We start from the raw sequence: 26,014 nt of genomic DNA, 5'->3' as shown, positions 1-26,014 counted from the left end.
GTTCGAGAGGGATTGAACTGCAGGAGAATCGTTCCGTTTGGGCATCTCTGGCTCCGTTCGTGGCGATCGACTTGTCTGACCGTAATGAACCTTGTTCATTAGGTACGTGTGAACTTACCGTTTTACTTCAGAGACGCGGCCGCGGGTCGTAACGACCAGGTCCTCTTCTTCGTCACGCTGCCGGCCGCCCAGGGCCGAAGCTGCGGACGCGATGAAAGCGCCGACCAGGAGCGAAAGAGAACCGACCAGTGCGGTCGTCGCGCCCGCCTTCCTAGCCTTGTCAGCCGCTTCTTTCGCAGCTGACTTCGCGTCATCGATCTGTTTAAGCACGGTATCGACGCGGTTGCGCGCATCGGCCTCAGAAATGCCAGCACGCGCGGAGATAATTGCTGCCATATAGGACTTATCGCTATCGGGAATTTCTCCACTGGCCGCCCCTCGCATGAGGATGCGTGAGATTTCTGCCGCTGCTGCGCGATCATCGGATTGGGCGCGGTCTGAAACCTTTGCGGGCCGAAGCAGAGCGTCGGTAAAGTAAGCTGTTGCATCCGTCTTCGTCGCTGGTGCAGCGGAGGCACTAACATCCGCTGCGGTCTGCGCGACCTTACCCGCGGCATCGACTGACGCGCCCGCCAGCGATGTTAGCGAAGACGCGAGAAATCCAGCCACGAACACTGTTGCCAGCGCCCAACTTAGAAATCCATGCGCCGTGTCACGGAAAAAGACCTCATCGGAGTGTATCTCCACCCATTTCGTACGCAGTCTGCCAGTGAGGTAACCGCCGATCGCGGACGATAGCCATTGAACCACTATCAGCCAGATCGCGGCGGTTATACCGACCGTCGCCGCCGAGCTGGTTTGGCTGGACCACGGTGAAACCATCGTCAAGCCGACCCCGGATCCGAGGAGAAGAAGGATAAGAGCAATGCCGGTCGCTGCGAGCGCGCCACCGATGATCGGGCCCCAGACGATGGCCGGCTTGGACGACTCGACTGGGACGGTTCCCGCGGGTACTTCTTCGACAGAGGACATCCGCACCTCCTATCGCGTGAAGAGAACGAGAAGAATGACGATTGGCAGCGGGATGCCGAGAAGCCAGAGCAGAATACCTCGACCCATGTTGAATATCCTCCAAACCTGAAACTCACGCCTATTGCAACGGCGGTCGACATTGTTTGTTCCAGATGATCGCTCACCCGTTTGATGGATTTTCTCCGGGATCGATGCAGTTTCCCGTCACGACATAAGGCGCTCCGGGAACCGCGACGCCGGATGGGAGTTAACGGCCCATGAACCAGATAGTCGCCAAAGTCGAAGCCGCTGCCGCGGCTGCCGAAGCAAAGCTTCATTCCGGACTGATCTACATTGGCAATCTCGAAGACGGCATCACCCGAAAGCCCGGAAGGAACGGATTCGTCTATTACCTTCCAAACGGAATAAGGATTAGGGATCGAGATGAGATCGCTCGCCTGAATGCCTTGGCCATTCCGCCCGCCTATACGGATGTTGTGATCTCAACCAATCCGTTGTCTCATCTTCAGGCTGTTGGTTTCGATGCCCGGGGCCGCAAACAATATCGCTATCATCCGGAATGGCAGTCCGAGCGTGCCCGCGCGAAGTTCGATCGTCTCGCCGATTTCGGCGATACCCTTCCCGAAATTCGCCAGCGCGTCGACGTCGATCTGCGCTCGCGCGGCTTGACGATGGAAAAGGCTTTGGCCACGGTGATCTGGATACTCGATAACCTCTATATTCGCATCGGCAACACCGCCTATGCCGAAGAGAACCAGTCCTATGGAGTGACGACGTTGAAGAGCCGTCATGTCCGGGTGGAGGGCGGGACGGTCAAATTCCGCTTCAAGGGAAAATCAGGTAAAGAATGGAATCTGGTTCATAGCGACCGGCGTATCGCCAATGTCGTGCGACGTTTGCAGGAACTGCCAGGTCAGCAACTTTTTCAATATGTCTGCGATGACGGTGGTTGTCGCCAGATTTCGTCGCAAGATGTCAATACGTATATCAGGGAAACCATGGGAAGTGATTTCACCTCGCGCCAATTCAGGACGTGGGGAGCGACCTGTTTGGCAGTCTCGGCGCTGGCTCCTCTCAAGGTCGAATCGTCGGAAAGCGCGATCACGCGGCAGCTTAATCAGGTGGTCGATGCTGTCGCAGCGATGCTCGTCAATACGCGCGCGGTTTGCAAGACATCCTATATTCATCCCGCGGTCTTCGAGGATTTCAGGAATGAGCGCCTCGGTGACGTGCTTAAGATTCAAACACGCAGTGAGCGGCTTTTAAATTGGATGGACAAGGAGGAGATCCGCGTATTGCGGTGGCTTCAAAGACGGGCGGCGAGGGATGTCAGCCTTTAAAAGGGAGTGCGCATCCGCTTGGACGACGTGATCGGCGGACTGAGCATGGGAGGCGAGAATTGTTTGACGGTATGGCAGTCGAGACCGTGAATGTCGGACCTGGCAGTTTACGGGTTCGGTATGGAGGCAATGGGCCGCCCCTGCTTCTGCTCCACGGGCATCCGCGAACGCACATGACGTGGGGCCAGGTGGCGGACTTGCTGTCGCCGCATTTCACCGTCGTCTGTCCCGATCTCCGAGGGTTCGGGAAATCCTTTCAACCACCTGACACAGACGATAGCCGGCACTCGGCAAAGCGGGCAAAGGCGCTCGATTGCGTCAGCTTGATGCAGCTATTGGGCCATCGCAGCTTTGCCGTCGCGGGCCATGATCGTGGAAGCTACGTCGCTTTCAGGCTCGCCATGGATTATCCCGAGATCATCACGAAACTCGTCGTGATCGACAGTATCCCCATTATCGAACATCTCGAACGGATGGATTGGCGGTTCGCGCGCGATTGGTATCACTGGTTCTTCTTTGCTCAACCAGACAAACCGGAACAGGCGATCAATGCCGATCCAAGAGGCTGGTACAAGGCGATCACACCTGAGTTCATGGGGGAGGAAGCCTATCAAGATCTCATGGCGGCGATCCATGATCCGGCCGTCGTCCATGGAATGATCGAAGATTATAGGGCTGGCTTGACAGTCGATCGCGAAGACGAATGGCAGGATCGCAAAGCCGGAAAAAAAATTGCATGCCCGTTGCTTTGCTTATGGTCGACACGTGACGATCTTGAGTATTTCTTCGGCGATCCGAGAAAAATTTGGCGATCGTGGGCGACCAATGTCTCGGGTCATGGCATCGAGAGCGGACACCATGTAGCGGAGGAGAACCCCATCGATCTTGCACGCGCGCTGCTGCACTTCCTCAAGGTGTCCTGACGTAGGGTTTTCCGTCCGGTCCTTATCTATTGTTGCGGCATTTCTTTCGTTAGCTCGTCAAAAGACGGCTTGCGCCCTTTTGCGGCCATCAACAGGTCAAGTTCGATCGAGGATGGACCGAAGCGGATGAAGAGATCTTCGGCGCTGCGGTCGTCGAGATCATACTTTTTCTGAAAATCGGTGAGCGTATATGCTGAGCCTCTTAACGGTCGACGTCGCTCGAAGCGCCGTTGCTTTTCCATATGCGCGGTCTCCTTAGTTGCGTTGTAGATCAAATCGATCTGGATGCAGAAGGTTCCCGCGCGGAGAAGATATTGCGAAGAGCAAGCAGGAATTGATCGTGCCGCCCCTTCCAAGCTTTTGAAATTGGATTGCTTTAGCGCGGGCTGCGTGTCCGGGAACAAATGATCAATAAGCACGGTTTGTTCGCACCGCGACCGACAAGATGCGCGGTCCGGTTCTGCAGGAGGCAGTCATGAGCGGCTATCAGATGGACGGCAAAAGCTCTGTCGTCGAACCTTCAAAACCCCGTCTGTTGGAAATCCTGGGACCAGGCCTGGTCACCGGCGCCTCGGACGACGACCCAAGCGGGATCGCGACTTACTCACAGGCCGGAGCGCAGTTCGGCTACCTCGCGAGTTGGACGCTGGTGTTCACCTATCCGCTGATGGTGGCGGTGCAGATGATCAGTGCCCGCATCGGCCGAACGACGGGCCGAGGTTTGGCGGGCAGCATGGTGAAATGTTATCCGCGCTGGGTGGGCGTCAGTGTCACCGTTCCGCTCCTGATTGCCAATGTCATCAATCTCGGCGCCGATCTCGGCGCGATGGGGGATGCGGCACATTTGCTGTTGAATGGCAATTCGCTCATTTACGTCGCGGCTTTTGGCGTGATCTGCATCCTTCTGCAGGTCCTCCTGAAGTACAAGCGTTACGTCGCCGTCCTGAAATGGTTGAGCCTGGCGCTCTTGTCATACATTGCGACCCTCTTTGTGGTGCGTGTCGACTGGTTGGCCTTTAGCCGCGGTCTCCTGCTCCCAACCATCAAGGCGGATCCGAATTACTGGTCAATGATCGTCGCGATCTTCGGAACCACCATCAGCCCCTATCTCTTCTTCTGGCAAGCATCTCAAGAAGCCGAGGACCTCAAGGAGAAGCCTCGTGAAGAACCTCTCGTCAAACATCCAGCAGAGGCGGAGAAGGCAAATACACGGATCACACTGGATACGCTCGTTGGCATGGCCGCGTCCAATATCGTCGCACTCGCGATCATCACGACGACCGCCGCGACCCTTAACACAGCAGGCTCAACGAATATCGAAAGCTCCGTCGACGCGGCGAAAGCGATCGAACCACTGGCCGGACCGTTTGCCAAGATCATCTTTGCAATAGGCATTATGGGGACCGGTCTTTTGGCAGTGCCCGTTCTTGCAGGTTCAGCTGCGTATGCGATTGGCGAGGCGGCTCGTTGGAAGGTCGGCCTATCTCGCGAACCCAGCGAGGCCAGGGCTTTCTATACGACCGTCGGTCTGGCGACTATCGTTGGCATGCTTTTGAACTTCACCCCCATCCCGCCGATGAAGGCCTTGTTCTGGAGTGCGGTGATCAACGGCGTGGTCGCTGTTCCCGTCATGGTGATCCTCATGCTGATCGCTTCCAATCGCGATGTCATGAAACAGTTCGTCATCGGCAGGGGCCTGCGTACTGTCGGCTGGGCGGCGTGTCTAGCGATGTTCGTTGCCGTAATAGGAATGGCGGCAACCGCGTTTTTTTGATCGCTGCCGGGAACCAACATGTCCCAAGCCTGTTTGAAGCCGCGAGACCAATGAAGGTCTCGCAATCAAACAAGAGGAGAAACATCATGGCTTCCCAAGGTGGGTCCCACGAACAGCACGTCAAAGCCGGCCAGCAGAGCCACAAGAACGCCGACAAGGATACCAACACGAAGCAGGCTTCGTCTCGTAACGAGCAGTCGGGCGGCACCCGTGGCGGTAGCCACGAACAGCATGTGAAGGCCGGCCAGCAAAGCCACAAGAATTCCTGATAGAGCTCGCTAGGGAGGTCCGCATGGCGGACTTCCTTTCAATCCTTATTCGATGGAGGACATCCATGGCATCCGAAAAGACACTCAACGACCTCTTTCTGGAAACGCTGAAAGACATCTATTACGCGGAAAAGCAAATCCTCAAGGCCCTGCCGAAGATGGCGCGCGCAGCGCAAGCGCAGGAAGGCAAGGACGGCTTTCTCCACCATCGCGATGAGACGCAAGGTCACGTCGAACGCCTGGAACAGGTATTCGAGCTCCTTGGAAAGCCCGCGCGCGGCAAGACCTGCGAAGCGATCCAGGGCATCATCGCGGAAGCTGACGAAATCATCGAAGAGTTCAAGGGAACTCCAGCACTCGATGCAGGTCTGATCTCCTCGGCGCAGGCCGTCGAGCATTACGAGATCGCCCGCTATGGCACTTTGATCGAATGGGCCAAGCAGCTCGGCCTGAAGGATGCGGTACCTCTTCTCCAGCAGACACTCGCGGAGGAAAAGGCGACGGATCAGAAGTTGACGAAGCTGGCGGAAACAGCGGCCAATGCAAAAGCCAAAAAGGCGGCATAGGACTACAGCCGGCACTTCTTCTTCGGTGCGTTGCCCCTGGCAGCGCACCGCCTGAGGTCGAACATGACGAACTTTTATTTCGCAACGAAAGATCGCGAGACAGTGCTTGATGATGACGAGGGCCAAGATCTCCCGGATCTCATATCAGCCGTTGATGAGGCGAAGCGAATACTGGCGGAGATGGCGTTGGATGGTATCCCGAACAAGAACGGCGAATGCCTTGCTGTCGAAGTCGCCAGGAGCGACAAGATTCCGGTGGTGCGGCTCACTCTGACAATGGAGATCACGTACCTGGCTCTCAAGGATGAGGGAACCTGACTATATCCGGGCGAGCCGCTGGTCGCCAGTTTTTGCAATCAGATTATTTCAGTCCCCTGCCGTGCATGGCGAGGAGCAATCGCGCCGGCTCTTTGCCTGAAATCCATCTCCCACTGAATTGCGGGAACAATGGGCCCTTCGCGTGGTTCGCATCGGCAGTAACGAAAGGTTTGAACATGAACAAGCTTATCAGCATCACATTTGTCGCGATGGCTTTTGCGACGGGATCGTTCGCGCAAAGTGAGAAACCAACCACATCGCAGACAACGCCCGCCGTCAACACTGACCGCAATCCCGGGGCTCCGATCGCCGGCAAAAACAGCTTCAGTCAGAAGCAGGCGAAATCGCGCTTCGAAAACGCCGGATACAGGAATATTCGCGATCTGAAGCTCGATAGCAAGGGCGTCTGGCGTGCAAGCGCCGACAAGGATGGCAGACCAGTCGGCATCTCCCTGGATTTCCAGGGTAACGTGACAATGGCGAAATAACCCACAACAAAGCGAGAAGCATCCAATGCAAACGGTTACTGGACTTTATGACAGCTATGATAATGCCCGCACGGCCGTAAAGGCCCTTGAGGATGCCGGTGTCGCGTCTGACGAGATCAGCATCATCACGAACAAGGCCGATGGCGTCGATGTCGAAGGGCAAGGCAGCTATGGCGCGGAAGGCGCCGGCACCGGTGCTGGCATCGGAGCCGTTGCCGGTGGCGCCGGGGGCCTGCTCGCCGGTCTCGGCATGATCGCCATTCCCGGAGTGGGACCGGTCGTTGCAGCCGGTTGGCTTGCTGCGACGGCCGCCGGTGCAGTAGCGGGCGCTGTGGCCGGTGGAGCGGTCGGGGGGATTATTGGCGCGATGATCAAGGAGGGCATTCCCGAAGAGGATGCGCATTTCTATGCAGAGGGTATTCGTCGCGGCGGATCGCTGGTCGCTGCTCATGTCGAAGACAGTCGCGTAGCGCAGGCTCAATCGATCCTTGCCGCGTCTCGTCCGGTCGACATTGCACAACGGCGTGCGAGCTATGTGGAGCAAGGATGGACCGGCTTTGACGAATCCGCACCTCCTTACACGTCGGAACAGATCCTGGCCGAGCGCGAGCGCAATCGCGCGCACCGCATCTAGAGCAATTACAGGAAAAGTGTGTAGCGGTTTTTCGTCCGAAATTGCGTGAAAATAAAGAGATAGAGCGGTTCAGGGATTCCGTGAAAAGCTGAACCGCTCTAGGAAGCTGACCAACAGAATGGGCGGCTCAAGCCTCTTCCGGCGGTCTCGTTCGGGGAAGAATATCGGCTGGAATTCGCAGTGTAATCTTCAATCCCGCCGGATCCCAATCACGACTGATCGCACCTTGGAGGGATGCAATCGTCGCGCGCTCGAGCTGGGAGCCGAAGCCGCCCGGCCCCTCGGGTTGATTGACCGATGGACCACCTATTTCAGTCCAGGTCAAGACAAAATCCGGATCGTACCGCACTTCGATCTCAATACGGCCTGCCGGCGTGGAGAGCGCGCCGTATTTCACTGCATTCGTTGAGAATTCATGGAGCAGAAGCGCGAGCGATGTCAGCGTCGTTCCGCAGACTGGCACATCCTGGCCGCGAATGGAGGCCCGTTCGATGTCGGCGCCTTGGTGGGCGGCGAAAAGGGCTTTAACGAGCGTAAATAGCGACGTCTCGCGAAACTGAACGGCGGTGAGGCCGATGTCTGGCAGCGTCAGTTCATACGCGATCGCCAAGGTATTTACCCTTGCACGGATGTCGCTCGTCAGTTCCTTGACGGTTGTTGCCGTGCGCTCGCTTACTCCGATGACCGCACTCATGATGGCGAAGATATTCTTGATGCGGTGGCTCATTTCCCGCAGCAACAGCATCTGGCGTTGGGCCGCATGCTTGCGTTCGGAAATGTCGCGCGCGATTTTTGATGCACCGACAATGGCGCCGCTGCTGTCGCGAACGGGCGAAACCGTCAGGGAGATGTCGAGCAGACTTCCATCCTTGTGGCGACGGACGGTCTCATAGTGCTCTATTCGCTTTCCCTCGCGGATGCTGGCGATAATCGTGTCTTCTTCATGCCGGCGATCTTCCGGGATGATGATGGTGATATGCTGTCCGACCGCCTCTTCTGCGCTGAAGCCGAAAAGCCGTTCGGCGCCGCTGTTCCAACTGGTAATGAAGCCATCAAGGGATTTGCTGACGATCGCGTCATCCGAACTTTCGACGATGGCTGCAAGCAGAGCTTGAGCTGAGGGAGTATCGCCGCCGCCCCGTGGAGTCGTAACAGCGGAGGGTATCGATATGGATATTCTTGGTGCTCCAGAAGAGGTATCTGTTGACGGCGTGGACCGATCAGTCTTCCCAGGCATCTCCACCTCCCATTTTTCGGCAGAAAAGGTCACATGCCGTTGCCGGTGCTCCTGTGACGCCTATGTAGAAGTCATGCCAGCGAGATTTTATCTCGCAGATGATATTTGTGCTCCGCATTCCTGAGCCGATATCATTTAAGTAAAGCCTTCAGCTCTTCAGCCGAAGGGCGCTGCCGTATTTCAGGGACGGTAATAGCTACTGGCTTATAGGCGTCATCCAACGAGCGACCGCGTAATGTAAAATAGGCCAAATTGCGAGCTTTGCCACAAAATCCGCTCTTCTGTCTGCTAGCGTACATTCCTTGTGGCGTAGCTCCAAGAAGAGTAGCTTCTTTCATGTTGCCCGGCTGGAGCTCAGACGGCAAGGCGTGCATGCCATGCTCTTGCCTAACCAGGAGGAAGCGCTGTCATGCCAGCTCCCCACCAGTCCAATATGCAAAACAAACTGCTCTCCGTTCTTCCGTCGGCGGATTATGAACAGATCGCGCCCGAGCTTGAATATGTGGCGCTTCCGCGCGGCACGCTCATCGGAAAGGCCGGCCAGTCGATCGACTATGTTTATTTTCTGACATCCGGCATCGGATCAATCGTCGCCGTGACACCGGAAGGCCGCCGCGCCGAGGCGGGCGTGTTCGGCTTTGATGGCTATGTACCGACATCGGCCGTTGCTGGCACCGAATTTAATGCTCATGATGTTATTGTGCAGCTCGAAGCGGAATCCTATCGGATGAACTATGGATCGTTTCGTCATTTCATGGATCGGAATCGAAATTTCAACAAACTCATAATCCGTTCCATCGAGGCCTTCGCCGTCCAATTGGCCTACACCGCTATTTCCAACGCTCTTCATGACGTGAACGAGAGATTGGCGCGATGGCTGCTGATGTGCCACGACCGAGTATCGGGCAACGAGATAGCGCTGACGCATGAATTCATATCCCTAATGCTTGCGGTGCGGCGACCAAGCGTCACCACCTCGCTGCATATTCTCGAAGGCAATCGCTTCATCACAGCGGAGCGCGGCAGCATCACCATTCGAAATCGAGCCGCTCTCGAGGAGTTTGCCCATGACGCCTACGGCAAGCCGGAAGAGGAATATCGGCGTTTGATGAAGGATCTCTTTTGATCGCGGCGGCAATGGCGCCAGTGGTGCTGGCGGTGGACAAGTGCTGAAGGAGCCTGCATGACACGCTACTTCTTTCATATTCGCCGAAATGGCGAAACCGTCCGCGATGGCGAAGGCGATGAATTTGCCACCATCGATGATGCGCGTTCGAGTGCAATAAAGGCAGTGCGGGAACTCGTCGCCGCGCGGATCAAGAATGGCCAGATGGTCCCCGATGAGCATATCGAGGTTCACGACGAGACCGGTAAGTTGCAGTTCTCTGTTTCATTTCATGCGGTCGTTCGCGACCATTTGAAATAGCGCGCCCTCAGAAATCACCGATAAGGCGACGATATTCCTCTTCCGGCTTGCCATAGGAGCCGCCAGTAAATTCTTCTAGTCCTCTTCTGTCGCGGATCGTAATGCGGCCACGCTCGGCCCTGATGAGCTTCCTTCCCTCAAGAACGTGCAGGGCCGTCGTGATGCTCGGCCTTCTGACACTCAGCATCGCGGCGATGAAGTCATGTGTTAAAGCAATTTCGTCGCCATCCACCCGGTCATGGCACATGAGCAGCCAGCGGGCGAGCCGTTCGTCTACCTGATAGTTTGCATTGCAAAGGGCCGTATAGGAAATCTGTGTCGCAAAGGTCTGAATGAAACGCGCCAAAAGGTTGGAGAAAACCGGATTTTCCGGCAATGCTGCAAGGAGCGCATGCAGCGGCATCCGTACGCCCTGACCGTCCATTTGCATGAAGACCTCGTGGATGCTGATCGTCCCACCGACGCCGGCCGGCATCGGCAAAAAACCTTCGCGCCCCACCATGCCGGCTTCGGCGCGCTGGCCGTCAGGCGAAATGGCAACGACGGAGCTAATTCCACTCGAAAGGAAATAGACATCGTCGATCAGGCAATCGGCTCCGGCAATGTTGAAGCCGCGCTCGAGATCGATCTGCTCCAACTGCTTGCCGATATTGCGAAATTCATCTGCGGGCAGGCGAGCGAGAAGCCGGTTCGTTGTCATTAAACGTTCTAGGTCGAGCATGGCTCTCGCGAAAGATCGAGCATGGGAATTGGGTCCTCGCCGGCCTGCCCTTAGCTTTGTGGGCGGATCATGATTCTATAGCACCCTGATGTTGGGGATGATTTTGCGTACGCTGGCGGACGTTCGTCGTGCACCAAGTTCCATGGCTGCTTCCGAGCGAGCGTTATCTTGCCGTATGAAGCGATCGGGGGAGGGCAGACCCTCCGGTTGGAAAGGGTGACCATAGGGAGAATGGTGAAGGATGTCACTGGACTGAATGACAAGTGCGGTTACGATCCCGACGCGTTGCTTGCCTTGCGTTTCTCCCACACTCACCGGGACGCATGCGTTCGCCGCGGCCAACGTTCGGTGACAGAAGTCATCGGCAAGTATCACGGCCCGCCCGGCGCATTTTTCGCAACCCTCGCCGCTCACGAAGTTTGTCGCATGAGGTGAACTCGTGATCGCTGCAGATGGTAGCCAAGGAGGAACATTCTGATGGCTGTGCAATTTTCCTTTCAGTTCATAAGAACTAAAATGCAAAGGAGAATGCTATGAGAACGAGACTCATCGTTTCAGCGGTTGCCGCCTTTGGCCTTCTCGCTGGTTCAGCCTTGGCGCAGTCTTCCACGGTCACTGGAGCCGCGGGCGGCGCGGCCACCGGAGCGGTTGTCGGGGGTCCTGTCGGTGCTGCAGTTGGCGGTGTTGCCGGAGCGATTGCCGGTACTGCGATCGATCCGCCGCCACAAAAAGTGATCACCTATGTTCAGGAGCAACCACTGCCTCCATCCGAGACTGTCGTGCAGGACCAGATTGTCGTCGGTCGAACTCTCCCAGAGACCGTTGCCATCACACCGGTTCCGGACAACCCGACATATGGCTACGCTGTCGTGAACCATGAACGCGTCATCGTCCAACCGAAGACGCGTAAGATTGTTCGCATCGTTGAATAATGCCGAGAGGGCCTCCGAAAGAGGCCCTTTTGGCTAAACCAGGCAAGTACATTGTCAAGTCTTGGCCGACACGGACTTGAATGTGACATGGCGCATAGCGCCCTTGTGATAAGCGGCAAACCACATCCAACTTCAGCGTTTGTGAACTCCTCCGCAGTTTGGCGATCATGGCCTCGCGCATTCCGCGGCGCAGTCGGAACATTTTTGTGGCGATATCGTTCGGCGGGGAAAAGGGAACACCCGCCATGATGCCGTTTCGAAGAATCTCGCACTGTCTCAGAATCGTCGCCATGGCCGCCGCTATCTTCTTAAAGGTGGCGGCGGTGAGCCATGCATGTCCTGAAGAGACTAGTGCTGGCTACATGATCGAACGGAGCGGTCCGCGTGAGGTTCAGACAGAAGGCACACCGCGGCCGTGTTGTTGTTCCGTCGCGCATTGTTGTGCGCTAGTTCCTGATTACTTTGCAGGCGGGCTATTCATCAGGGAAGCCGACAATCTCGTGGCCCGAACGATCCAGCCGAGTCCTCTCCTCCTTATCAGGGCGTTGGATCCGCCGCCTCGATCTTCGTTTGGTTAAGAGAATCGAACCAAATCAGAAGGAGATCGACATGAATATCACCAGGAAGATCGCATTTGCAGCGGTCATCACCATGGCAGCCTTCGCGCTGAAACCTGCCGGCGCAGCGGCGCAGATCGCCTATCCGGAGACGTGTAAATCCGAGGAGATGCAGATGTCGTCGGCGGGCATGCAAATGCCTGGCGACATGACCGACTACCAGAAAGCGGCCATGGACGGAATGAAGAGCATGAATTCCAACATGATGCAGGGAATGATGAAGAAGGATGCGGACGTGTCCTTCCTTTGCGGCATGATCGCTCACCACATGGGTGCGATCAGCATGTCGCAGGTCGAACTCAAGTACGGCCATAATAAACTGGCGCGGCAAAAGGCTCGCAAGATCATTAACGATCAGACGAAGGAAATCAAACAGATGAGCGGCTTGCTCCACAGCGAAGCCAAGTAAGGAGGATGCCAATGCACCACGTTTCAGCCGAAATGAAGAGCTGCATCGAAGACTGCCTCGCGTGCTACGGCGAATGCCTGTCCACTGCGATGGGACACTGTCTCCAGGCTGGAGGAGAGCACACCAGTCCGCCGCATTTCAAGCTCATGATGGCCTGTAGCGAGATATGCCGGACGGCCGCGCATTTCATGCTGATAGGCTCTCAACATCATCGCCACGTCTGTCGTGAATGCGCGGAGATCTGCGCTCAATGCGCGGATGATTGCGAACGGATCGGTGACATGCAGGATTGCGTTAAAGCCTGCCGCCGCTGTGCGGACAGTTGCCATCGCATGGCGTCATAGAGAAGAAGGCCCTCGTACCATCTTCGCATCTGACAAGCGGGTCGACGTTGCATCTTTGCGCCGGCCCGCCGATTGAAGCGTCGCTGTGGTAGATGTGGGTCGGGCTTGCAACACCTCCATCCCATGATGCGGCTTCGTCAATTTCGCTAGAAAACGTCGATGCGATCAAGCTCTCCATTTAGTAGCGGAGTGATTTGAAATGCGAACGGTAGCCGTTACCATTTCCGCAGCAGGATACGACATGACGGCGCAGATTATAGCGGAATGGGCAGCACAACGGTTTCGAGGTTCTCGATCCGTGGACGTATCGTCGGCCTATGTCACTGATATCGTCTACGATCGCCGTGCCTGATTATTGACGTCTGCTACGACATCTCAGATACCGGCATACCATTCGTAGCCACGATCTTCCCAGAACCCGCCGTTACCACCCCACAAATCATCGAACCGGTCACGGATTTCGATGCGCATGACGTATTTGGCGTGTTTGTAACCAAGATGACGCTCGACGCGCAGCCGCAAAGGAGCGCCGTGTTCGACTTCCAGATCCTTCCCGTTAAGAGAATAGGCGAGGATCGACTGCGGATGAAAGGCGTCGATGAGGTCAATACTCTCGTAGTAGCGACCGCTGCCATCGAGGGTTTGTTCCAGTTCATCTGCACAATAAAAGACGGCGTAACGAGCGCCTGGCTTCAAACCCGCAGTCTGCAGGATAAGCCCGAGAGGAACGCCCTGCCATTTCCCGATGGCGCTCCAGCCTTCGACACAGTCGTGGCGGGTGATCTGGGTGCGAGAAGGCAGCTTCTTTAGGTCGGCCAACGAAAATTCCATCGGCCTATTGACCATGCCATCGATCTTGAGCCGCCACTCGGCAAATTGAGTTTCGACCATCTGGATATATTCGAAGCTGTTTGGCTGAATTGATCCATTCGGATGAAAGCTCGGTGAAATATCTGCGTCGGTATATTCTCGAGCAAGCGTCTGCGGCGAAACTATGAGCCGCTGTGTGCCCATGGTCAGCCGCTCAGCCAGAGCGAGCACCTTCTGAACGTGCTGGTTCTGGGAAATGTCATCGCATCCCGTCAGGCCCACGGCGCCCAGACTGGCGGCCGAGCCAATGAGAAAACGGCGGCGGGTGAAGATGGAGCTCATCGGTCGGCCTCCTCGTTGATGATAGCGTAGCGGCCGGTCACCATCGAACGCATGTTGTTCCAAAGCCCGGAGAGAATGACCATCGCGATATGCACGACGACGAAGGCCACCAGGCTCCAGGCGGTGATGAAATGAATGGAGCGGGCCGATTGGCGACCACCCAAAATATCGAGCAGGAAGGGGTAACCGGCGTCTATCGCCGGTGACATGGTCAATCCTGAACCGATCATCAGCGGCAGCAGGATGAAGATTACGATGAGATAGGTCAGCTTTTGCAACGCATTATAGTGCTGCGCCTTTTCCCCCTGCGGGAAGCGCAATCGGGCATGATCCTTGATTTCATGCCAGATGTTCCCGGGCTTGATGTCTTGAATCGTCGGCGCCAGATCGCGGCGGAAATGACCGCCGATGAGGCTGTAGGTCATGTAAACGAACCCATTGATGACAAGCAGCCAGGCGAAGAAGAAATGCCAGCGTCGGCCAGCCGCAAGATCCTGGTAGCTCGGTATGGTTGCCCAGGCCGGAAATGCGCGCGGCATCCTTTCGCCGTCGGCCGTGGAGGCCCCGAGTATGCCGGTTGTGGTGATCGAGAGACGGCCGATGCGCACTAATCCGGTGATGTTGTTGCCATCCCGATTGCTGGCGATTTCGAACCATGACGGATCTTCAACCGCTCCGTAGTTTCCCCAATGTAATTGTGGATCGGCATTGAAGATCTGCATGCCACTCATCATCAGTAAGGTCAAACACAGCACATTGATCCAGTGCGTTATCCGCGTAAGAGCCGAATGACGGCGAATGAAGATCTTGGCCGGGGGCGGGGGCGGGGGCGGCGCTGTGCCGATCTGCTCGATGCTTGTCATGGGTAATTCTCCTGACGTGCCGCCAAAAGGCGGTGTCCGAAATCATATGCTGCAACGCTATCGCCGCTCATTGAGCTGCCCGGATACGATCGGCAACCGGGCAGCCCCGTGGTGGCAGCATCGATGCGTCACATTGGCGGGATGACGCCGTTTATGCCGACCACGACACGGTCGGATTCAACCGTATTGTCTCCATCGGTCGTGCCGTTAATGATGACTCCTGCGCCGGGCTTGATGTCGTCCTTCGTCGCCTTGCCGAAAGTGACGACCGGCGTGCCCGGCGGGATCGAGATCTTTTTCTCGCCGCCCTTATAGGTGAGCGACAGGGTGGGGCCGTTGACCGAGGTGACGGCGCTGGCAACCGTCGCATTGGTCATCGAGCTCTTCGGCTTCAGATCCCAGCCGTAATCGCCCTCGCCGGTGCCTTTCATCGCGGCCGGGAAGATCAGTACCTCAAGCGCCCCGTTGATGCCGCTGTCGGTCGGAACGGACGCGATGCCGACGAAATCCCCAGGCTTGATGTCTGTCACGGAGGCGTTGACGATGCCGTTGACGGCCCAGCCGGATTTCAGCTTGATCGTCACGTCCTTGCCTTCGCGCGATTTGACCATCAGCGTATCGCCGCTAAGGCTTTCCACGACGCCGCGAACGCGCGCCTTATCGGCAGCCTGTGCGGATAGTGTGGTCGCGGCACCCAGCGCCAGCACCATACCCATGATTTTGAACTTCGTGAGCGACATTCTGCTCTCCATATCTCACATCTTTTGACATGATGCCCATCCAGCTATCTGGAGCGGGTAGGGCGATCGATTTGGAAATGAGGCAAAGCGGCTATGGCATCCTACCGGCGACAACCGATCGTCCCTCAATTCCGCCCCTTCATTCGGCGCTGGTGCGAATGCGTTACAGCGATCACGCCGTTGTGATCGCAAGAAGGGCGACAAAAAATCCGGTTCGGGATGTAACAAATAGCGCCGATCAACGAATGACTGCACGCGAATGACGAAATCGGTATCGGAACAGGTCCTGAAAGGCTTGATGCTTCTCTCGCTTGACGGCGATGAGGCTGCGTACAGGCGCTTGCTCGTCATGTTGCGAGATCTGCTTCTGGCATTTTATCGAAGGAGGCTTGGATCGAATGCGGACCGTGATGGCGAGGATCTGGTCCAGGAGGTGCTTTTGGCGGTGCATAGCCGGCGCATTACTTATGATCGGGAACGGCCGTTCACCGCGTGGTTTTTCCAAATCGCGAAATACAAGCTGATCGATCACTTCAGGGTAAATGGCAGCAGAAGAGGCGTAGAAATTGCTTTGGAAGACGAGATCGCCGCTGAATTTCGAGAGGAGACACTCTTTGCTCACCTCGACATCGACCGTCTTCTCGACCAATTGCCTGCCAAACAAAGGGAGCTTCTGCGCCAGGTAAAGATTGCTGGCAAAACCACTGCTGAAGCCGCGAGCGAGAGCGGCCAGTCGGAAGCAATGGTTCGCGTCAGCATTCACCGAGGGATGCGCGCGATTGGACGCAAGCTGGGTTTTGCCAATGACGAAAAATGATGAATTGATCGACGCTCTGGTAAGCGATCTCACTCCGGTTCGCCATCATGCGCTGCGAGTGAGGCTTGCGCTTACAATCATTGTCGGCGTGATCGGCGCGGCCATAGCACTGCTGATATCGCTAAGTTTTCGCCCGCATCTGCACCACGTGACGGTGGCGGCGTTTTGGGTGAAGTTCTTATATACTGCCGTACTACTGAGCGCGACGATCGTGGCCCTTGAACGGGTTGCGCGCCCAGAGGGTTCGATTGGGAGTATGGCTCGGCTTCCGGTCGTGGCATTCGGCATCGTCGCGCTTCTGGCCATCGCTCAACTCGGGCTGTCGCCGGCTTCATCCTATCCGGGTTTGATCATCGGATATTCGGCGTCCTTTTGCCCTTTCCTGATCGTAGCTTTCAGCATTCCCGCTTTCTGCGCCAACATGTGGTTTCTCAGACGTGCAGCCCCCACGCGCCCGGCACTCGCCGGTTTCGTTGCAGGCGCTTGCGCCGGGGGCGTCGGCGGCTGGGTCTACTCCTGGGCCTGCGTCGAAAACGGCATTCCATTCATCGCGATATGGTACACGCTCGGCATCTTGCTGAGCGGGCTGGCCGGAAGCCTGGTCGGCAAATTCAGTCTACGTTGGTAGGTACGTTTTGACCTGCCGAGGTGCTGCAGGCATGCTGCCGATCTGAAGCCTTTCCCAATTTTTTGATGGTGATGGTCATCATGAGGGTGATCGGCGGGAGACGATCGGGCATTTTCGCGGTATGAATGGTAGTCATTGATCCTACCAATCAGACGCTGAGGTCCTTCACATGGCTTTGAACGTGCTTTTCATTGGCGGTACCGGCCAAATCTCATATCCCTGCGTCGAGCGTGCTGTTGGCGAGGGACATCGCGTCAGTGTCTACAACCGCGGCCTGAGAGGGGACCCGTTGCCTGCTGGCGTGACTTCGATCACCGGCGAGCTCGGATCGGCTGCCTATGCTAATCTGGCCAGAGCCAACTATGACGTCATATGCCAGTTTATCGCTTTCACGCCGGATCAGATCGCGCGAGACATCGAGGTGTTTGCAGGCAATTGCGGCCAGTACATTTTCATCTCTTCGGCTTCGGTTTATGAGAAACCGGCACGCCACTATGTCATCACCGAACAAACGCCGGCCATCAATCCCTACTGGCCCTACAGTCAGGCCAAGATCGCCTGCGAGGAGCTGCTGATGGCGTCAAAGGGGCTGGCCTGGACGATCGTTCGCCCCAGTCACACCGTGCGCACGGGCCTGCCGATCATGATGGGCGACAGCGATATAATGGCGCGGCGCATGCTGGATGGCGAGCCCACGATCGTCGCGGGTGATGGCCACACGCCGTGGACATTGACGCGCTCGGTCGATTTCGCAGTGCCTTTCGTTGGGCTTTTCGGCAAGCAGGCAGCTTTAAGCGAAATCTTCCACATCACCTCCGATCGCGCCCATTTATGGGATGATATTCAGAAGGCGATCGCCAGATTGCTGGGTGTCGAGGCGAAAATCGTCCACGTACCGACGGATACGCTGATCAAGTATAATCCGGATTGGGTAGGCCCTTTGGTCGGCGACAAGGCCTGGACCGCGATCTTCGACAATTCGAAGGTCAAGCGCGTTGCCGGTGACTTCAGCTGCGCCGAGAACCTGGAAGAGATCCTCGCCGAACCGATCATGCATTTGAAGCATCGCTTCTCCAAAAATCGTCCCCCAAAGGGTGAGCTCGACGCTCTGATCGACAGGATTTGCACAGCACAAAGCGCTCTGCGATAGGACAGGCATCTCTCGAGCGACGCTCAGCGTATTGCCGGTTGATTATCAGCTGAAAATGACCCAGCTGCACATTTTACGATCACCTGCTGCGTTCCCAACTTTTTGAAAGAATTGGTCTTTTGCTTCTGTAAGATCGGAGTGAAGTGTCAGACTGGGTCGATTCGAGGCAATATCAACACTGAGCCGAAACTCGGATTGACCGGCGGCTGGCGGCTTTGTAGATCCTGCCTTCGGGGGAAGGGCAGGCTTGGACCCCGGACAGTCAAACCTGGGTAGCTCCGCCGTCCACGCACAGTTCCGCGCCGGTCGTGAAGCTGCTTTCGCTGCTTGCGAGGAAGAGCGCCGCCGCCGCCACTTCATCAGGTCTGCCGAGACGGCCTAGCGGGATCATCCCGGTAAGTGCGGCACGAACTTCGTCTGTAGTCGCCGCCATCATGGCCGTGTCCGTAGGTCCAGGGCTAACGACGTTGACGCGGATCCCTCTGGGGGCAAGTTCGTTTGCCCAGGTGCGGGTGAACGATCGAACCGCCGCCTTGCTCGCGCTGTAGACACCGTATCCTTTCGGACCGATCGCATCGGCTATGGATCCGATCAACACGATCGAACCGTTATCAGGGATGAGTTCCAAGGCGTTCTGTGCGGCAAAGAGGAGAGAGCGAACGTTTAGGTCGAATATGCGATCGTATAGATCTTCCGAGATGCCGCCGAGCTCTGCGTATTCCGACATGCCCGCGTTCAAGACCAAGACGTCAATTCCGCCGCGTTCCTCGCGAACCCGGTCGTATAGCTGCTTCACATCGGAGGCGAGGCCGGCGTCTGCAACGACCGGGATTATCCGGCCTTGGTCAGGGGACACGAATGGCTTACGGCTAGTCGCGTAGACAATTGACCCTTCGGCCGCAAAGCGAGCCGCGATCGCGGCTCCGATACCGCTTCCACCACCAATAACCACTGAAATCTTGTCTTCGAGTCTCATCGTGAACTCCTTGCGATTGAACACGAGGAGTCAGATATAGTTCCTATATCTAGTGCGAAATACGCACCGTGTGTAAATCAGATATAGGAAAGTATATCAGTGCCAAGTTCTATCGATACGAGAACCGCAACCGCGGGGCGGACCCAAAAGTCGACAAAGAAGTTGATCGACGAGGCAATGATCGATGCAAGAAGGGCGAGGCCGGTGCTCGAGCAAGTCGCGAATAAGTGGTCGCTCCTGATCCTAAGCGTACTCTGCACGAAACCGTCCCGTTTCAACGAGATCATGCGTCGTCTCGACGGTATAACGCACAAGGCCCTCGCGGATGCGCTCAAGCGTCTCGAGAGAAACGGACTCGTTCGAAGGCATGTTTTGCCGACAGCCCCGGTGGGCGTCGAGTACTCCATCACGCCAATGGCCGAGTCTCTTCGCGAGCCCTTCGCGGCGCTCTACCAATGGGCGATGGCGAACGGTGCGGCCATGGAACAGTCTCAAGAGGAGTATGACCGCAGGACCTCGACTTCAACCGGGGAAACGTTCTGATGGAAAGCTGGGCGGCCGACGCTCTCGATACGGTCTGGCATGTTCGACGCGCATCATCTTCAGCTTGCCGGCAAGCCATCCTGGAAAGATGCAGAAGATGATCGTGGCGAGCGCGTGCGCGATCGTGCTGCTGTTCGGGCGACGCTTGCCCTTGAAGATGAAGTAGATACACGGCGCTTATGTTCCATAATATAGATTATCTGATACTTGCATGTAGCCGGGCAGATTCCATTTTCAAATGCAACGAAGACAATAATGGCCATTATTTGAGGAGGATGGAATGGCCCGCTCTTTTGTGCAGTTGAGTATGGACGAACGTCGCGTCATCGCGCGGATGCATGAGAAGAAGATCAGCCAGGCGGAAATCGCCCGCACCCTTGACCGCGACCGCTCGACGATCAGCCGGGAGCTACGTAACATGTTCCATGACTGCGAGTTTCCGCGATATAGCGGCTACTTCTCTATGCTTACCGATGATATCGCCAAGGAACGCCGCGGGCGCTTGAGGAAACTACGACGCCAACTGTGCTAGGCTCCTTTCAACAGGAAACCTCTCTCTCTATCTCGCATCCGCCGTAGAGCGATCTCAGCTTAGCTCGCTGAGTGCTCGACATTGTCTGGGAAAAGTCGCTCAATGCCCAGAACAGCGCGATCTTTTCGAGCTGGGTCGGATTGACTATTCCACATCGAAACAGGTCGATCAACGCGACGGCAAAGCCCTCCCGGCTGTATTCAGCGTCATCGAACCAGCTCTGTGTCGTAGCTAAGTCGAACACCCGCTTTATGACTTCGAGCTCGCTTTGCGATAAAGCGCCTTTTGCGAGGCGTTGCAACCTTTCCATCATCGTCTCCACCGCGAGACTGTCGGCAACCCCACGTATGCCGGCCGAGTTCTCCTAGGTTCTTTCCGCCGTTGACCGTGCCCATAGAGTTTGGGGGTGGACCAGCACACTCGGCGGTATCAAGCATGAAATTGCGACAGCGATAGGCACTATCAACGATTGTCTTGCCAGCGTGATCGGGGTCGCTTCACGATTCCTATTCTTAGCCTTGGATCAGAGCCAGTTCAGCGAACGGCAGATATTGTAGGCAATCGCAAGCCATGCAGCGATGATTGCTCCAAATATTACGAACGCAACCCTCATATTCCCTTCTTTGAAATCCGCGACGATGCCTGCCGTATCGGTGGAGCTTACTTTTCTCACGGACCATCCCACCCTGGTTAGTATTCTTCTCAGCAAACTGGATCTCTCGAAGTTTCCGTGTGTCAGCGCGACATCAATCGTTGATAAGAGAAAGACCAGAGCTTGCTAACAGTGACCACGTGCGTCGCCGACAAGCCCGTTCAGATGCTCGCCGGACAGCCTCGGGAACTCGGTTTCCAAAAGCGAAAGAAGAGCAGCTTGTGCGGCGTTTATAAGGAATACGGCCTGCGATGCGTTCAGCTCACTTGCGACGCCTCCGGCATACTGCATCATTTTTGCAAGCGCCAAAATCTCTCCCTGGCGTTCCTGTTCCTCAAAATCAGTCACTTTTAAAACCCCAACAAATGATTTCGTTGGGGTAGATTGGCATATTTCGATCGACACGGTGCGTTGCAAAAGCGTTGCACACGCAGTGCCTGTATTTTGGAATAAATTATATACGGTAAAATTGTGGGAAAAGTTTGCGCCACAGCGGAGTTGCATTGAATGACCAGTCCGTTATAGGTGCCAGCAACGGTGCCCTGGCAATGGCGCGTATAAGCTCTATGGCATCGTCGCGCTTTTGATCAGTCCATGCTGTTGCGACGAGAGCCCTCACCTGCCCTATGTCCATATCGGCAGTTTCGGCAAGACGTCTCCAGGTCCGATCCTTGAAGAATAGACGTCGTGCCGCCCAGGAGAGCCGCAGAGCCTCTTCCTTGCCGATAATGGCCTGGTCAATCGCAGTCTCTAGTGTCGCATCGACATTGACCAACGGCACCGACAAAGGGGGATAGCCCAATTCCGCTGGGCCATGAAGGAGAGCGACATCCGCATCCTCCTCCCGGAGTCCGGAGGCATAGTCACCGAATATCCTCCCGATGCCGACCATGCCGTAGGCCTGGCACTCCACCGCGCGGAGCGCTCCCATGCTGGCTGCTCCGAGCACGGGAAGGCCCTGGGATAGGGCAAAGAGCAGCTCCTTGTGCCAGACCGGCGCGACGAACTCGAACTGGCCGTCGACAAGACCGATAGCGGTCGCGCCATTCTCAAGTGCTCTGACAACGTCGCCCTGGGATGCCGGCGGCCGTATGACCATTGTGTCATCGGCGAACGTTTCTGCATCGGGGAGGCTCGGACCCACGAAGATCACTTTCATAGGAAACCCTTTGACAATGCCCGGCTGCCGAGACGAATGCGGCGATCCCCGTCTGGATGCTCAAGTTGCGGCGCGAAAACCTTTGCGACCGATGCCGGTAGCCATTCAGGTGCCAGCTCGATAGCATAAAGCTGGTCAACTCCGCATTCCAAAAGCGTCTCGATAAGCTGGTCGAGCGCATCTTGCGCCGACGTGGCCGACATCGTCGGCAGTTCGGCCAGGCTCGTCGAGCATCGCGCCTGAAACGACTGCAGATGGTCGGGATCGGCGCGGCGTGAGAACAGCTCCGGGATAAGATCATCTCTGGCCCCGGCGATGAAGGTCATCCGCGACTGCACAGCCTCGGAAATGGCGCGGGCTGCTGCCACATCGGGGGACAAGGATGCCCCTGCCCCCATGGTCAAGTCGACATATCTGAGCGAGCCGTCATCGCCTTTCGGCCGCAGCAGCGCGACGATGGAGGCAACGGCCAGATCGCTCGTCACATCGAAAAGGGCGAGATCGAAGTCGGCCGAGAAAATCTTCTCCAGCATCTCGCGAATACCCTCATCTTCAATGCTATGCGGATCGATCCGGCGCGCATGCCGGCACGCCGGATCGCCAATATTCCAGAGGACGCAAGCATCCCGCTCTACCCGCTCCAGCAACCCGTGCAGGACCGCCTCGTGCCAAGTATTCCCCGATGCCAGTCCATCTGATGATACCCAAAATCGCGGGCTGACATGCGTCCGGTCAAGATGAACGGCCTCGAAAGGTACGAATATCGAGGCGTTCTTTGCCAGATCGTGGGCTTGAGACCATCTGATCTGTTCCATGGTCTCTATCGGTTGCGCGCCGATCGCCAGCAGATCTTCCAGGCAATCCGTGGCATGGCCACTTGCGGCAAGCTCATTCTGGCTTGCCATGAGCGCTGAACAATAGGGTTGGGTCGCGACCGATCGTTCGATCGCTTCCATCACCGCGGATGTCTTCGCGGAGACGTCGTCAAGGCCTTTTCCCTGAGCGATGACGATCGCCCTGGAATTCGGGGCGTAGGCGCACCAAACGGGAATACCTATGCGATCGAGCTCAGTCTGGCGGCCAACACGAGTTATGCCAAGTCGTCCCAGATAGGGCCAAACCCTCGACAAGGTTTCGCCAGGCGGGAATGCTCTAAAGTTGTTTGACACTGAATGATGAGTGCCTAGCCTTCATAAAGGCCAGATGCGATGTCGCCTACCGACTTCAACGCCACAGCGAAATCGACATCTTTCTCCACCCTGACCCCTTTGGCTCGCCAGGATTCTGCCCTCCCCAGATCACCCGTCAGCCGCCGCGTATATCGAACGATAGTCCCTTTTTCGAGGTCGGCCAGCCAAAGTCCCTTTTCACCCTTAATCCCGATCAGAACTGCCCCTGCCATGATTTCGTCCTTTCAAAAACCGGCCTTCCGCAGGCCCTCCCTGTAATGCTCCGTCTGCCATTTTTCCTTGTTTGGAATCATGGCAAGCCATGCCTCAAGATCGAAATTCGGGTTGTCGCGCAAGGCGCGCTGTCGATACATCTTCGCCTTGGCAAGGTTCCCCAGCATTGCCCAGCTTGCGGCAGCAAGTCTGCTTGCTGGTGCAGGCTCTCTCATCCTGTCCAGATAGGACAATGCTTCGGTATATTCTCCAAGGAAATAGCTGGCTCCAGCCGCGGTCCAGTAATAATAGTCCGGGGCAAGCGGATTGAGATCGAGAGCGGTTACGACCTTCTCCAACGCTGCTCTTGGATTGGCGCCATGGGTGAGGCTGTCGGCGTGGCTACAAATGACATCAGCATAATGCGGGCTTAGGTTCTCGGCATTCGACAAGGCCTCGAGGCTGCCGTCGATATTTCCCCGGTAGAGCCGGGTGACGCCGATTTCCTTGAAGCCTCCGGCAAACTGGTTGTCATCCCGGATTGCATCGGCCGCCATTTTTTCCGCTTGATGCAATAGATCGCCATCGCCGCGCGCCGTCAGAACCCATTCCATCGTCAAGGTTCTGGCAATGCCCGCAAGTGCCGCTGCAAAGCCCCGCTCGTGCTCGAGCGCCTCCTTAAAATGCTTGCGCGCGCGACGGACATTCTGAAGGCTCAGGCGGGACAGACATTGTACGCCCTCGAGATAGGCAAAATAGGCTTCCGGCTTGCAGCTAAAGTCAGAAACGATGTGGTGGAAGGCTCCTACACGCTCGATGATCGAGTGCTGGATCGCAGTGGCGATCGCGTTGCGCTGTTCTGTTATGGCCGCATTGTCCAGCTGGACGCGCGTTGCCCAGACAATTTCGTCGCGCGGCATGAAAATCAGCTGCGCGAAAAGGCTGTCTCCCGTTCTCTTGGTATCGAGCGCGTAGACAACATTATGTTGCTTGAGAAGTGCGGCCTTGTCGTTTGAGGAGCGAATCTGCTCAGCGGTATAGGGCGCGACTACGGATACGCTTCGATCGACACAAAGACTGATCGTCAGGTCTTCGATGACAGCATTGGCGACCGATCCGGCACGCTCCGAATCCTCCAGGGTCTCAGGAGGAAGCAGAGCGATACGTGGCACTGCGTTGTCAGTGATCGCAATCATATCCTGAGCCGACGGGCCGGGATTCGGATCTCTCGTTACGCTAATCAACTGACTGTAGGAGGTGATTTTTTCACCGAGCGCGACCCTGACTTCATCATCGGTCTGGTCCCAGTCCAGCAGAAGCATGGCTGCACGCTTCAATTCGCCGCGATTTTGAGACAAGGAAGGTTGGCTCATCGCCTTGAAGAATTCTGCTCGCAGCTCCCGCGCAAACCGTGCCCGAACATCGCGTACCCAGACAGCCACAGCTCCGGAGCCATTGCCGTAAGCCGGTAGAAACGTCTTGGCGACGGCATCGGCGAACACGCTGAGCTTGGCAACGCCGGACGCATTTTCGATGCTATCCAGATCGCACCGCAGCGCGTTGAAGTTCAAGGTAATGTCCGTCGTGACACCGCCGATCAGCGGCTGGGGGGATTTGGACGTCGCAGTCGCCAAACGCAGCAGGGTCGACCTCAAATTGGCGCCGGCGGCCTGAAGATTGCTGGACCAAAGAAAAGCCGCCAAATCTTTCCGCGGCATCGGCTGGCGACGGTCGTAGAGATAGGCCAGCATGAGCAGAGCCTGCTTCGGCACGTTCACGCGATCGCCCATCTCATCATAAAGGGCGCAGCTGCCGAGTGTCGTTAAATGAAATGTCATCTTGCCAGGTCAGCGCTCGTTGTCGGGTTCGGATGATTGCACGAAGGCGAGGATCTTCGCCCGCAAACGCTTGTCCTCGATCCCGGACAAGGCCGTGCGCAGAACGGCCTTATGATGCTTCGCAAGTCGAAAATCGGCCAGCGCCTCCTTGGAGGGAAAGGCGTCGTCCAATGCACTTTCGAAGAAAAACATGACCGGTACAGCGAGGAGTTCTGAAATGCGCAGAAGGCGGCCAGCGCTGATTTTTTCGATGCCGCGTTCGCATCTGTCGAGCTGTAGAGGGCTTATGCGAAGCTTCTCGGCCAATACATCCTGCGCGATTGACAATTCCTCCCGACGCAATCGGATACGTAATCCAACCTCGACATCGATCGCATCGGTTTTTTTGTCCATGAGGGAACCGCCAGAAGAGAAACTGCTTTCATGTTCGCAGGTTTCCCTTGAATTCACAATCTTTCAACAAGACACTCAAAGTCAATTTTACACAGCGGCAGGACGTTTCCGATCATCGTATCAAGACAATGGCGAAATCGTTCTTGGCGGTTGCAGCCG

At 56.5% G+C, this 26,014-nt stretch carries 32 protein-coding genes and 1 pseudogene; 18 read left to right on the top strand and 15 right to left on the bottom strand.

The features are described from left to right. Positions 1-114: 114 nt before the first annotated feature. Positions 115-1,032 carry a hypothetical protein gene (locus AC13QY_RS08465; RefSeq protein WP_488493236.1) on the bottom strand — a complete coding sequence of 306 codons (918 nt, stop codon included), beginning with the start codon at positions 1,030-1,032 and terminating at the stop codon, positions 115-117. A 257-nt stretch (positions 1,033-1,289) separates the two neighbouring features. On the opposite strand from AC13QY_RS08465, the gene AC13QY_RS08460 reads away from it, so the two are divergent. Both AC13QY_RS08460 and AC13QY_RS08455 read left to right on the top strand, forming a co-directional pair. Next, the gene (locus AC13QY_RS08460; RefSeq protein ID WP_488493235.1) at positions 1,290-2,372 is read left to right on the top strand and encodes a DNA topoisomerase IB; all 1,083 of its coding nucleotides are present in this window, start codon (positions 1,290-1,292) and stop codon (positions 2,370-2,372) included. 59 nt (positions 2,373-2,431) lie between these two features. Continuing rightward, on the top strand, positions 2,432-3,295 hold the full coding sequence (locus tag AC13QY_RS08455; protein ID WP_488493393.1) for an alpha/beta fold hydrolase: 864 nt from the start codon (positions 2,432-2,434) through the stop codon (positions 3,293-3,295). A gap of 26 nt (positions 3,296-3,321) precedes the next feature. Here AC13QY_RS08455 and AC13QY_RS08450 read toward each other — a convergent pair whose 3' ends face one another. Next, entirely contained in the window at positions 3,322-3,537 is a 216-nt protein-coding gene (locus AC13QY_RS08450; protein ID WP_069614249.1) for a hypothetical protein, read from the bottom strand. A gap of 233 nt (positions 3,538-3,770) precedes the next feature. On the opposite strand from AC13QY_RS08450, the gene AC13QY_RS08445 reads away from it, so the two are divergent. The 6 genes from AC13QY_RS08445 to AC13QY_RS08420 all read left to right on the top strand — a co-directional run bounded on the left by AC13QY_RS08445 (position 3,771) and on the right by AC13QY_RS08420 (position 7,344). Continuing rightward, entirely contained in the window at positions 3,771-5,069 is a 1,299-nt protein-coding gene (locus tag AC13QY_RS08445; RefSeq protein ID WP_488493234.1) for an NRAMP family divalent metal transporter, read from the top strand. An 86-nt stretch (positions 5,070-5,155) separates the two neighbouring features. Next, positions 5,156-5,338 carry a hypothetical protein gene (locus tag AC13QY_RS08440; RefSeq protein ID WP_488493233.1) on the top strand — a complete coding sequence of 61 codons (183 nt, stop codon included), beginning with the start codon at positions 5,156-5,158 and terminating at the stop codon, positions 5,336-5,338. A gap of 65 nt (positions 5,339-5,403) precedes the next feature. Continuing rightward, on the top strand, positions 5,404-5,904 hold the full coding sequence (locus AC13QY_RS08435) for a YciE/YciF ferroxidase family protein (protein ID WP_113388654.1): 501 nt from the start codon (positions 5,404-5,406) through the stop codon (positions 5,902-5,904). A gap of 63 nt (positions 5,905-5,967) precedes the next feature. Continuing rightward, positions 5,968-6,222 carry a DUF6894 family protein gene (locus AC13QY_RS08430; RefSeq protein ID WP_113353114.1) on the top strand — a complete coding sequence of 85 codons (255 nt, stop codon included), beginning with the start codon at positions 5,968-5,970 and terminating at the stop codon, positions 6,220-6,222. 176 nt (positions 6,223-6,398) lie between these two features. Beyond that, on the top strand, positions 6,399-6,710 hold the full coding sequence (locus AC13QY_RS08425; protein WP_488493232.1) for a PepSY domain-containing protein: 312 nt from the start codon (positions 6,399-6,401) through the stop codon (positions 6,708-6,710). Positions 6,711-6,735: 25 nt separating this feature from the next. Beyond that, positions 6,736-7,344, top strand: coding sequence for a general stress protein (locus AC13QY_RS08420; RefSeq protein ID WP_488493231.1), 609 nt, complete (start codon positions 6,736-6,738; stop codon positions 7,342-7,344). 127 nt (positions 7,345-7,471) lie between these two features. Here the strand turns inward: AC13QY_RS08420 and AC13QY_RS08415 are convergent, their stop codons facing one another. Next, the gene (locus AC13QY_RS08415) at positions 7,472-8,614 is read right to left on the bottom strand and encodes a PAS domain S-box protein (protein ID WP_488493230.1); all 1,143 of its coding nucleotides are present in this window, start codon (positions 8,612-8,614) and stop codon (positions 7,472-7,474) included. Positions 8,615-8,990: 376 nt separating this feature from the next. Here AC13QY_RS08415 and AC13QY_RS08410 point away from each other — a divergent pair, with 376 nt between their 5' ends. Together AC13QY_RS08410 and AC13QY_RS08405 are read left to right on the top strand one after the other, a co-directional pair. Beyond that, positions 8,991-9,707 carry a Crp/Fnr family transcriptional regulator gene (locus AC13QY_RS08410; RefSeq protein WP_488493229.1) on the top strand — a complete coding sequence of 239 codons (717 nt, stop codon included), beginning with the start codon at positions 8,991-8,993 and terminating at the stop codon, positions 9,705-9,707. A 57-nt stretch (positions 9,708-9,764) separates the two neighbouring features. After that, positions 9,765-10,007 carry a DUF6894 family protein gene (locus tag AC13QY_RS08405; RefSeq protein WP_113353119.1) on the top strand — a complete coding sequence of 81 codons (243 nt, stop codon included), beginning with the start codon at positions 9,765-9,767 and terminating at the stop codon, positions 10,005-10,007. Between the two features lie 7 nt (positions 10,008-10,014). On the opposite strand, the gene AC13QY_RS08400 is transcribed toward AC13QY_RS08405, so the two are convergent. After that, positions 10,015-10,707, bottom strand: coding sequence for a Crp/Fnr family transcriptional regulator (locus tag AC13QY_RS08400; RefSeq protein ID WP_488493228.1), 693 nt, complete (start codon positions 10,705-10,707; stop codon positions 10,015-10,017). Between the two features lie 554 nt (positions 10,708-11,261). Here AC13QY_RS08400 and AC13QY_RS08395 point away from each other — a divergent pair. From AC13QY_RS08395 to AC13QY_RS08385, 3 genes are all read left to right on the top strand, one after another. Next, on the top strand, positions 11,262-11,660 hold the full coding sequence (locus tag AC13QY_RS08395) for a DUF1236 domain-containing protein (protein ID WP_488493227.1): 399 nt from the start codon (positions 11,262-11,264) through the stop codon (positions 11,658-11,660). A gap of 609 nt (positions 11,661-12,269) precedes the next feature. After that, entirely contained in the window at positions 12,270-12,686 is a 417-nt protein-coding gene (locus AC13QY_RS08390) for a DUF305 domain-containing protein (RefSeq protein ID WP_113353123.1), read from the top strand. A gap of 11 nt (positions 12,687-12,697) precedes the next feature. Then, positions 12,698-13,030, top strand: a complete 333-nt coding sequence (locus AC13QY_RS08385) for a four-helix bundle copper-binding protein (protein WP_113396557.1) — start codon at positions 12,698-12,700, stop codon at positions 13,028-13,030. A gap of 375 nt (positions 13,031-13,405) precedes the next feature. On the opposite strand, the gene AC13QY_RS08380 is transcribed toward AC13QY_RS08385, so the two are convergent. The 3 genes from AC13QY_RS08380 to AC13QY_RS08370 all read right to left on the bottom strand — a co-directional run bounded on the left by AC13QY_RS08380 (position 13,406) and on the right by AC13QY_RS08370 (position 15,785). Further along, positions 13,406-14,182, bottom strand: coding sequence for a molybdopterin-dependent oxidoreductase (locus AC13QY_RS08380; RefSeq protein WP_113421055.1), 777 nt, complete (start codon positions 14,180-14,182; stop codon positions 13,406-13,408). After that, the gene (locus AC13QY_RS08375; protein ID WP_145634590.1) at positions 14,179-15,045 is read right to left on the bottom strand and encodes a cytochrome b/b6 domain-containing protein; all 867 of its coding nucleotides are present in this window, start codon (positions 15,043-15,045) and stop codon (positions 14,179-14,181) included. Before AC13QY_RS08375 ends, AC13QY_RS08380 begins: the two co-directional genes overlap by 4 nt. A 128-nt stretch (positions 15,046-15,173) precedes the next feature. Further along, a complete protein-coding gene (locus AC13QY_RS08370) occupies positions 15,174-15,785 on the bottom strand; it encodes a hypothetical protein (protein ID WP_113353127.1) in 612 nt (203 codons plus the stop codon). 259 nt (positions 15,786-16,044) lie between these two features. Here AC13QY_RS08370 and AC13QY_RS08365 point away from each other — a divergent pair, with 259 nt between their 5' ends. From AC13QY_RS08365 to AC13QY_RS08355, 3 genes are all read left to right on the top strand, one after another. After that, positions 16,045-16,602 carry a sigma-70 family RNA polymerase sigma factor gene (locus tag AC13QY_RS08365; RefSeq protein WP_113396622.1) on the top strand — a complete coding sequence of 186 codons (558 nt, stop codon included), beginning with the start codon at positions 16,045-16,047 and terminating at the stop codon, positions 16,600-16,602. Then, entirely contained in the window at positions 16,565-17,230 is a 666-nt protein-coding gene (locus AC13QY_RS08360; RefSeq protein ID WP_488493226.1) for an NrsF family protein, read from the top strand. The genes AC13QY_RS08365 and AC13QY_RS08360 overlap by 38 nt, the downstream gene beginning before the upstream one ends. A 169-nt stretch (positions 17,231-17,399) precedes the next feature. Beyond that, positions 17,400-18,380 (top strand): SDR family oxidoreductase, encoded by a 981-nt coding sequence (locus AC13QY_RS08355; RefSeq protein ID WP_488493225.1) that lies wholly within the window; start codon positions 17,400-17,402, stop codon positions 18,378-18,380. 262 nt (positions 18,381-18,642) lie between these two features. On the opposite strand, the gene AC13QY_RS08350 is transcribed toward AC13QY_RS08355, so the two are convergent. Further along, the gene (locus tag AC13QY_RS08350; protein WP_113353131.1) at positions 18,643-19,356 is read right to left on the bottom strand and encodes an SDR family NAD(P)-dependent oxidoreductase; all 714 of its coding nucleotides are present in this window, start codon (positions 19,354-19,356) and stop codon (positions 18,643-18,645) included. A gap of 177 nt (positions 19,357-19,533) precedes the next feature. Here AC13QY_RS08350 and AC13QY_RS08345 point away from each other — a divergent pair, with 177 nt between their 5' ends. Next, positions 19,534-19,899, top strand: coding sequence for a winged helix-turn-helix transcriptional regulator (locus AC13QY_RS08345; protein ID WP_113388687.1), 366 nt, complete (start codon positions 19,534-19,536; stop codon positions 19,897-19,899). Positions 19,900-20,179: 280 nt separating this feature from the next. Next, positions 20,180-20,428 (top strand): annotated as a pseudogene (locus AC13QY_RS08340) (helix-turn-helix domain-containing protein); the annotation flags it as partial. A 10-nt stretch (positions 20,429-20,438) separates the two neighbouring features. On the opposite strand, the gene AC13QY_RS08335 reads toward AC13QY_RS08340, so the two are convergent. The 7 genes from AC13QY_RS08335 to AC13QY_RS08305 all read right to left on the bottom strand — a co-directional run bounded on the left by AC13QY_RS08335 (position 20,439) and on the right by AC13QY_RS08305 (position 25,855). Further along, positions 20,439-20,741, bottom strand: a complete 303-nt coding sequence (locus AC13QY_RS08335; RefSeq protein WP_113353135.1) for a hypothetical protein — start codon at positions 20,739-20,741, stop codon at positions 20,439-20,441. Between the two features lie 468 nt (positions 20,742-21,209). After that, a complete protein-coding gene (locus tag AC13QY_RS08330; RefSeq protein ID WP_113353136.1) occupies positions 21,210-21,431 on the bottom strand; it encodes a hypothetical protein in 222 nt (73 codons plus the stop codon). A gap of 106 nt (positions 21,432-21,537) precedes the next feature. Next, a complete protein-coding gene (locus AC13QY_RS08325) occupies positions 21,538-22,242 on the bottom strand; it encodes a TfuA-like protein (RefSeq protein ID WP_488493224.1) in 705 nt (234 codons plus the stop codon). Further along, entirely contained in the window at positions 22,239-23,372 is a 1,134-nt protein-coding gene (locus AC13QY_RS08320; protein WP_269244244.1) for a YcaO-like family protein, read from the bottom strand. Before AC13QY_RS08320 ends, AC13QY_RS08325 begins: the two co-directional genes overlap by 4 nt. Positions 23,373-23,425: 53 nt before the next feature. Continuing rightward, positions 23,426-23,644: a hypothetical protein gene (locus AC13QY_RS08315; RefSeq protein WP_112723682.1), complete on the bottom strand. Its 219-nt coding sequence runs from the start codon at positions 23,642-23,644 to the stop codon at positions 23,426-23,428. Positions 23,645-23,656: 12 nt separating this feature from the next. Continuing rightward, the gene (locus AC13QY_RS08310; protein ID WP_488493223.1) at positions 23,657-25,462 is read right to left on the bottom strand and encodes a hypothetical protein; all 1,806 of its coding nucleotides are present in this window, start codon (positions 25,460-25,462) and stop codon (positions 23,657-23,659) included. A 9-nt stretch (positions 25,463-25,471) separates the two neighbouring features. Continuing rightward, positions 25,472-25,855 carry a helix-turn-helix domain-containing protein gene (locus AC13QY_RS08305; RefSeq protein ID WP_113331009.1) on the bottom strand — a complete coding sequence of 128 codons (384 nt, stop codon included), beginning with the start codon at positions 25,853-25,855 and terminating at the stop codon, positions 25,472-25,474. Between the last annotated feature and the right edge of the window lie 159 nt (positions 25,856-26,014).

This window comes from Martinezella sp. CNPSo 3795 (assembly GCF_057784475.1).
The sequence above is the reverse complement of the archived record's forward strand: the minus strand, read 5'-3'. Positions and strand labels throughout refer to the sequence as shown.

What these genes read in the sequence shown, in the direction of transcription:
- AC13QY_RS08465 (WP_488493236.1), bottom strand. Translation starts at nt 1,032, where the DNA reads ATGTCCTCTGTCGAAGAAGTACCCGCGGGAACCGTCCCAGTCGAGTCG.
- AC13QY_RS08460 (WP_488493235.1), top strand. Translation starts at nt 1,290, where the DNA reads ATGAACCAGATAGTCGCCAAAGTCGAAGCCGCTGCCGCGGCTGCCGAA.
- AC13QY_RS08450 (WP_069614249.1), bottom strand. Translation starts at nt 3,537, where the DNA reads ATGGAAAAGCAACGGCGCTTCGAGCGACGTCGACCGTTAAGAGGCTCA.
- AC13QY_RS08445 (WP_488493234.1), top strand. Translation starts at nt 3,771, where the DNA reads ATGAGCGGCTATCAGATGGACGGCAAAAGCTCTGTCGTCGAACCTTCA.
- AC13QY_RS08440 (WP_488493233.1), top strand. Translation starts at nt 5,156, where the DNA reads ATGGCTTCCCAAGGTGGGTCCCACGAACAGCACGTCAAAGCCGGCCAG.
- AC13QY_RS08435 (WP_113388654.1), top strand. Translation starts at nt 5,404, where the DNA reads ATGGCATCCGAAAAGACACTCAACGACCTCTTTCTGGAAACGCTGAAA.
- AC13QY_RS08430 (WP_113353114.1), top strand. Translation starts at nt 5,968, where the DNA reads ATGACGAACTTTTATTTCGCAACGAAAGATCGCGAGACAGTGCTTGAT.
- AC13QY_RS08425 (WP_488493232.1), top strand. Translation starts at nt 6,399, where the DNA reads ATGAACAAGCTTATCAGCATCACATTTGTCGCGATGGCTTTTGCGACG.
- AC13QY_RS08420 (WP_488493231.1), top strand. Translation starts at nt 6,736, where the DNA reads ATGCAAACGGTTACTGGACTTTATGACAGCTATGATAATGCCCGCACG.
- AC13QY_RS08410 (WP_488493229.1), top strand. Translation starts at nt 8,991, where the DNA reads ATGCCAGCTCCCCACCAGTCCAATATGCAAAACAAACTGCTCTCCGTT.
- AC13QY_RS08405 (WP_113353119.1), top strand. Translation starts at nt 9,765, where the DNA reads ATGACACGCTACTTCTTTCATATTCGCCGAAATGGCGAAACCGTCCGC.
- AC13QY_RS08400 (WP_488493228.1), bottom strand. Translation starts at nt 10,707, where the DNA reads ATGACAACGAACCGGCTTCTCGCTCGCCTGCCCGCAGATGAATTTCGC.
- AC13QY_RS08395 (WP_488493227.1), top strand. Translation starts at nt 11,262, where the DNA reads ATGAGAACGAGACTCATCGTTTCAGCGGTTGCCGCCTTTGGCCTTCTC.
- AC13QY_RS08390 (WP_113353123.1), top strand. Translation starts at nt 12,270, where the DNA reads ATGAATATCACCAGGAAGATCGCATTTGCAGCGGTCATCACCATGGCA.
- AC13QY_RS08385 (WP_113396557.1), top strand. Translation starts at nt 12,698, where the DNA reads ATGCACCACGTTTCAGCCGAAATGAAGAGCTGCATCGAAGACTGCCTC.
- AC13QY_RS08380 (WP_113421055.1), bottom strand. Translation starts at nt 14,182, where the DNA reads ATGAGCTCCATCTTCACCCGCCGCCGTTTTCTCATTGGCTCGGCCGCC.
- AC13QY_RS08375 (WP_145634590.1), bottom strand. Translation starts at nt 15,045, where the DNA reads ATGACAAGCATCGAGCAGATCGGCACAGCGCCGCCCCCGCCCCCGCCC.
- AC13QY_RS08370 (WP_113353127.1), bottom strand. Translation starts at nt 15,785, where the DNA reads ATGTCGCTCACGAAGTTCAAAATCATGGGTATGGTGCTGGCGCTGGGT.
- AC13QY_RS08365 (WP_113396622.1), top strand. Translation starts at nt 16,045, where the DNA reads ATGACGAAATCGGTATCGGAACAGGTCCTGAAAGGCTTGATGCTTCTC.
- AC13QY_RS08355 (WP_488493225.1), top strand. Translation starts at nt 17,400, where the DNA reads ATGGCTTTGAACGTGCTTTTCATTGGCGGTACCGGCCAAATCTCATAT.
- AC13QY_RS08350 (WP_113353131.1), bottom strand. Translation starts at nt 19,356, where the DNA reads ATGAGACTCGAAGACAAGATTTCAGTGGTTATTGGTGGTGGAAGCGGT.
- AC13QY_RS08345 (WP_113388687.1), top strand. Translation starts at nt 19,534, where the DNA reads ATGATCGATGCAAGAAGGGCGAGGCCGGTGCTCGAGCAAGTCGCGAAT.
- AC13QY_RS08335 (WP_113353135.1), bottom strand. Translation starts at nt 20,741, where the DNA reads ATGGAAAGGTTGCAACGCCTCGCAAAAGGCGCTTTATCGCAAAGCGAG.
- AC13QY_RS08325 (WP_488493224.1), bottom strand. Translation starts at nt 22,242, where the DNA reads ATGAAAGTGATCTTCGTGGGTCCGAGCCTCCCCGATGCAGAAACGTTC.
- AC13QY_RS08315 (WP_112723682.1), bottom strand. Translation starts at nt 23,644, where the DNA reads ATGGCAGGGGCAGTTCTGATCGGGATTAAGGGTGAAAAGGGACTTTGG.
- AC13QY_RS08310 (WP_488493223.1), bottom strand. Translation starts at nt 25,462, where the DNA reads ATGACATTTCATTTAACGACACTCGGCAGCTGCGCCCTTTATGATGAG.
- AC13QY_RS08305 (WP_113331009.1), bottom strand. Translation starts at nt 25,855, where the DNA reads ATGGACAAAAAAACCGATGCGATCGATGTCGAGGTTGGATTACGTATC.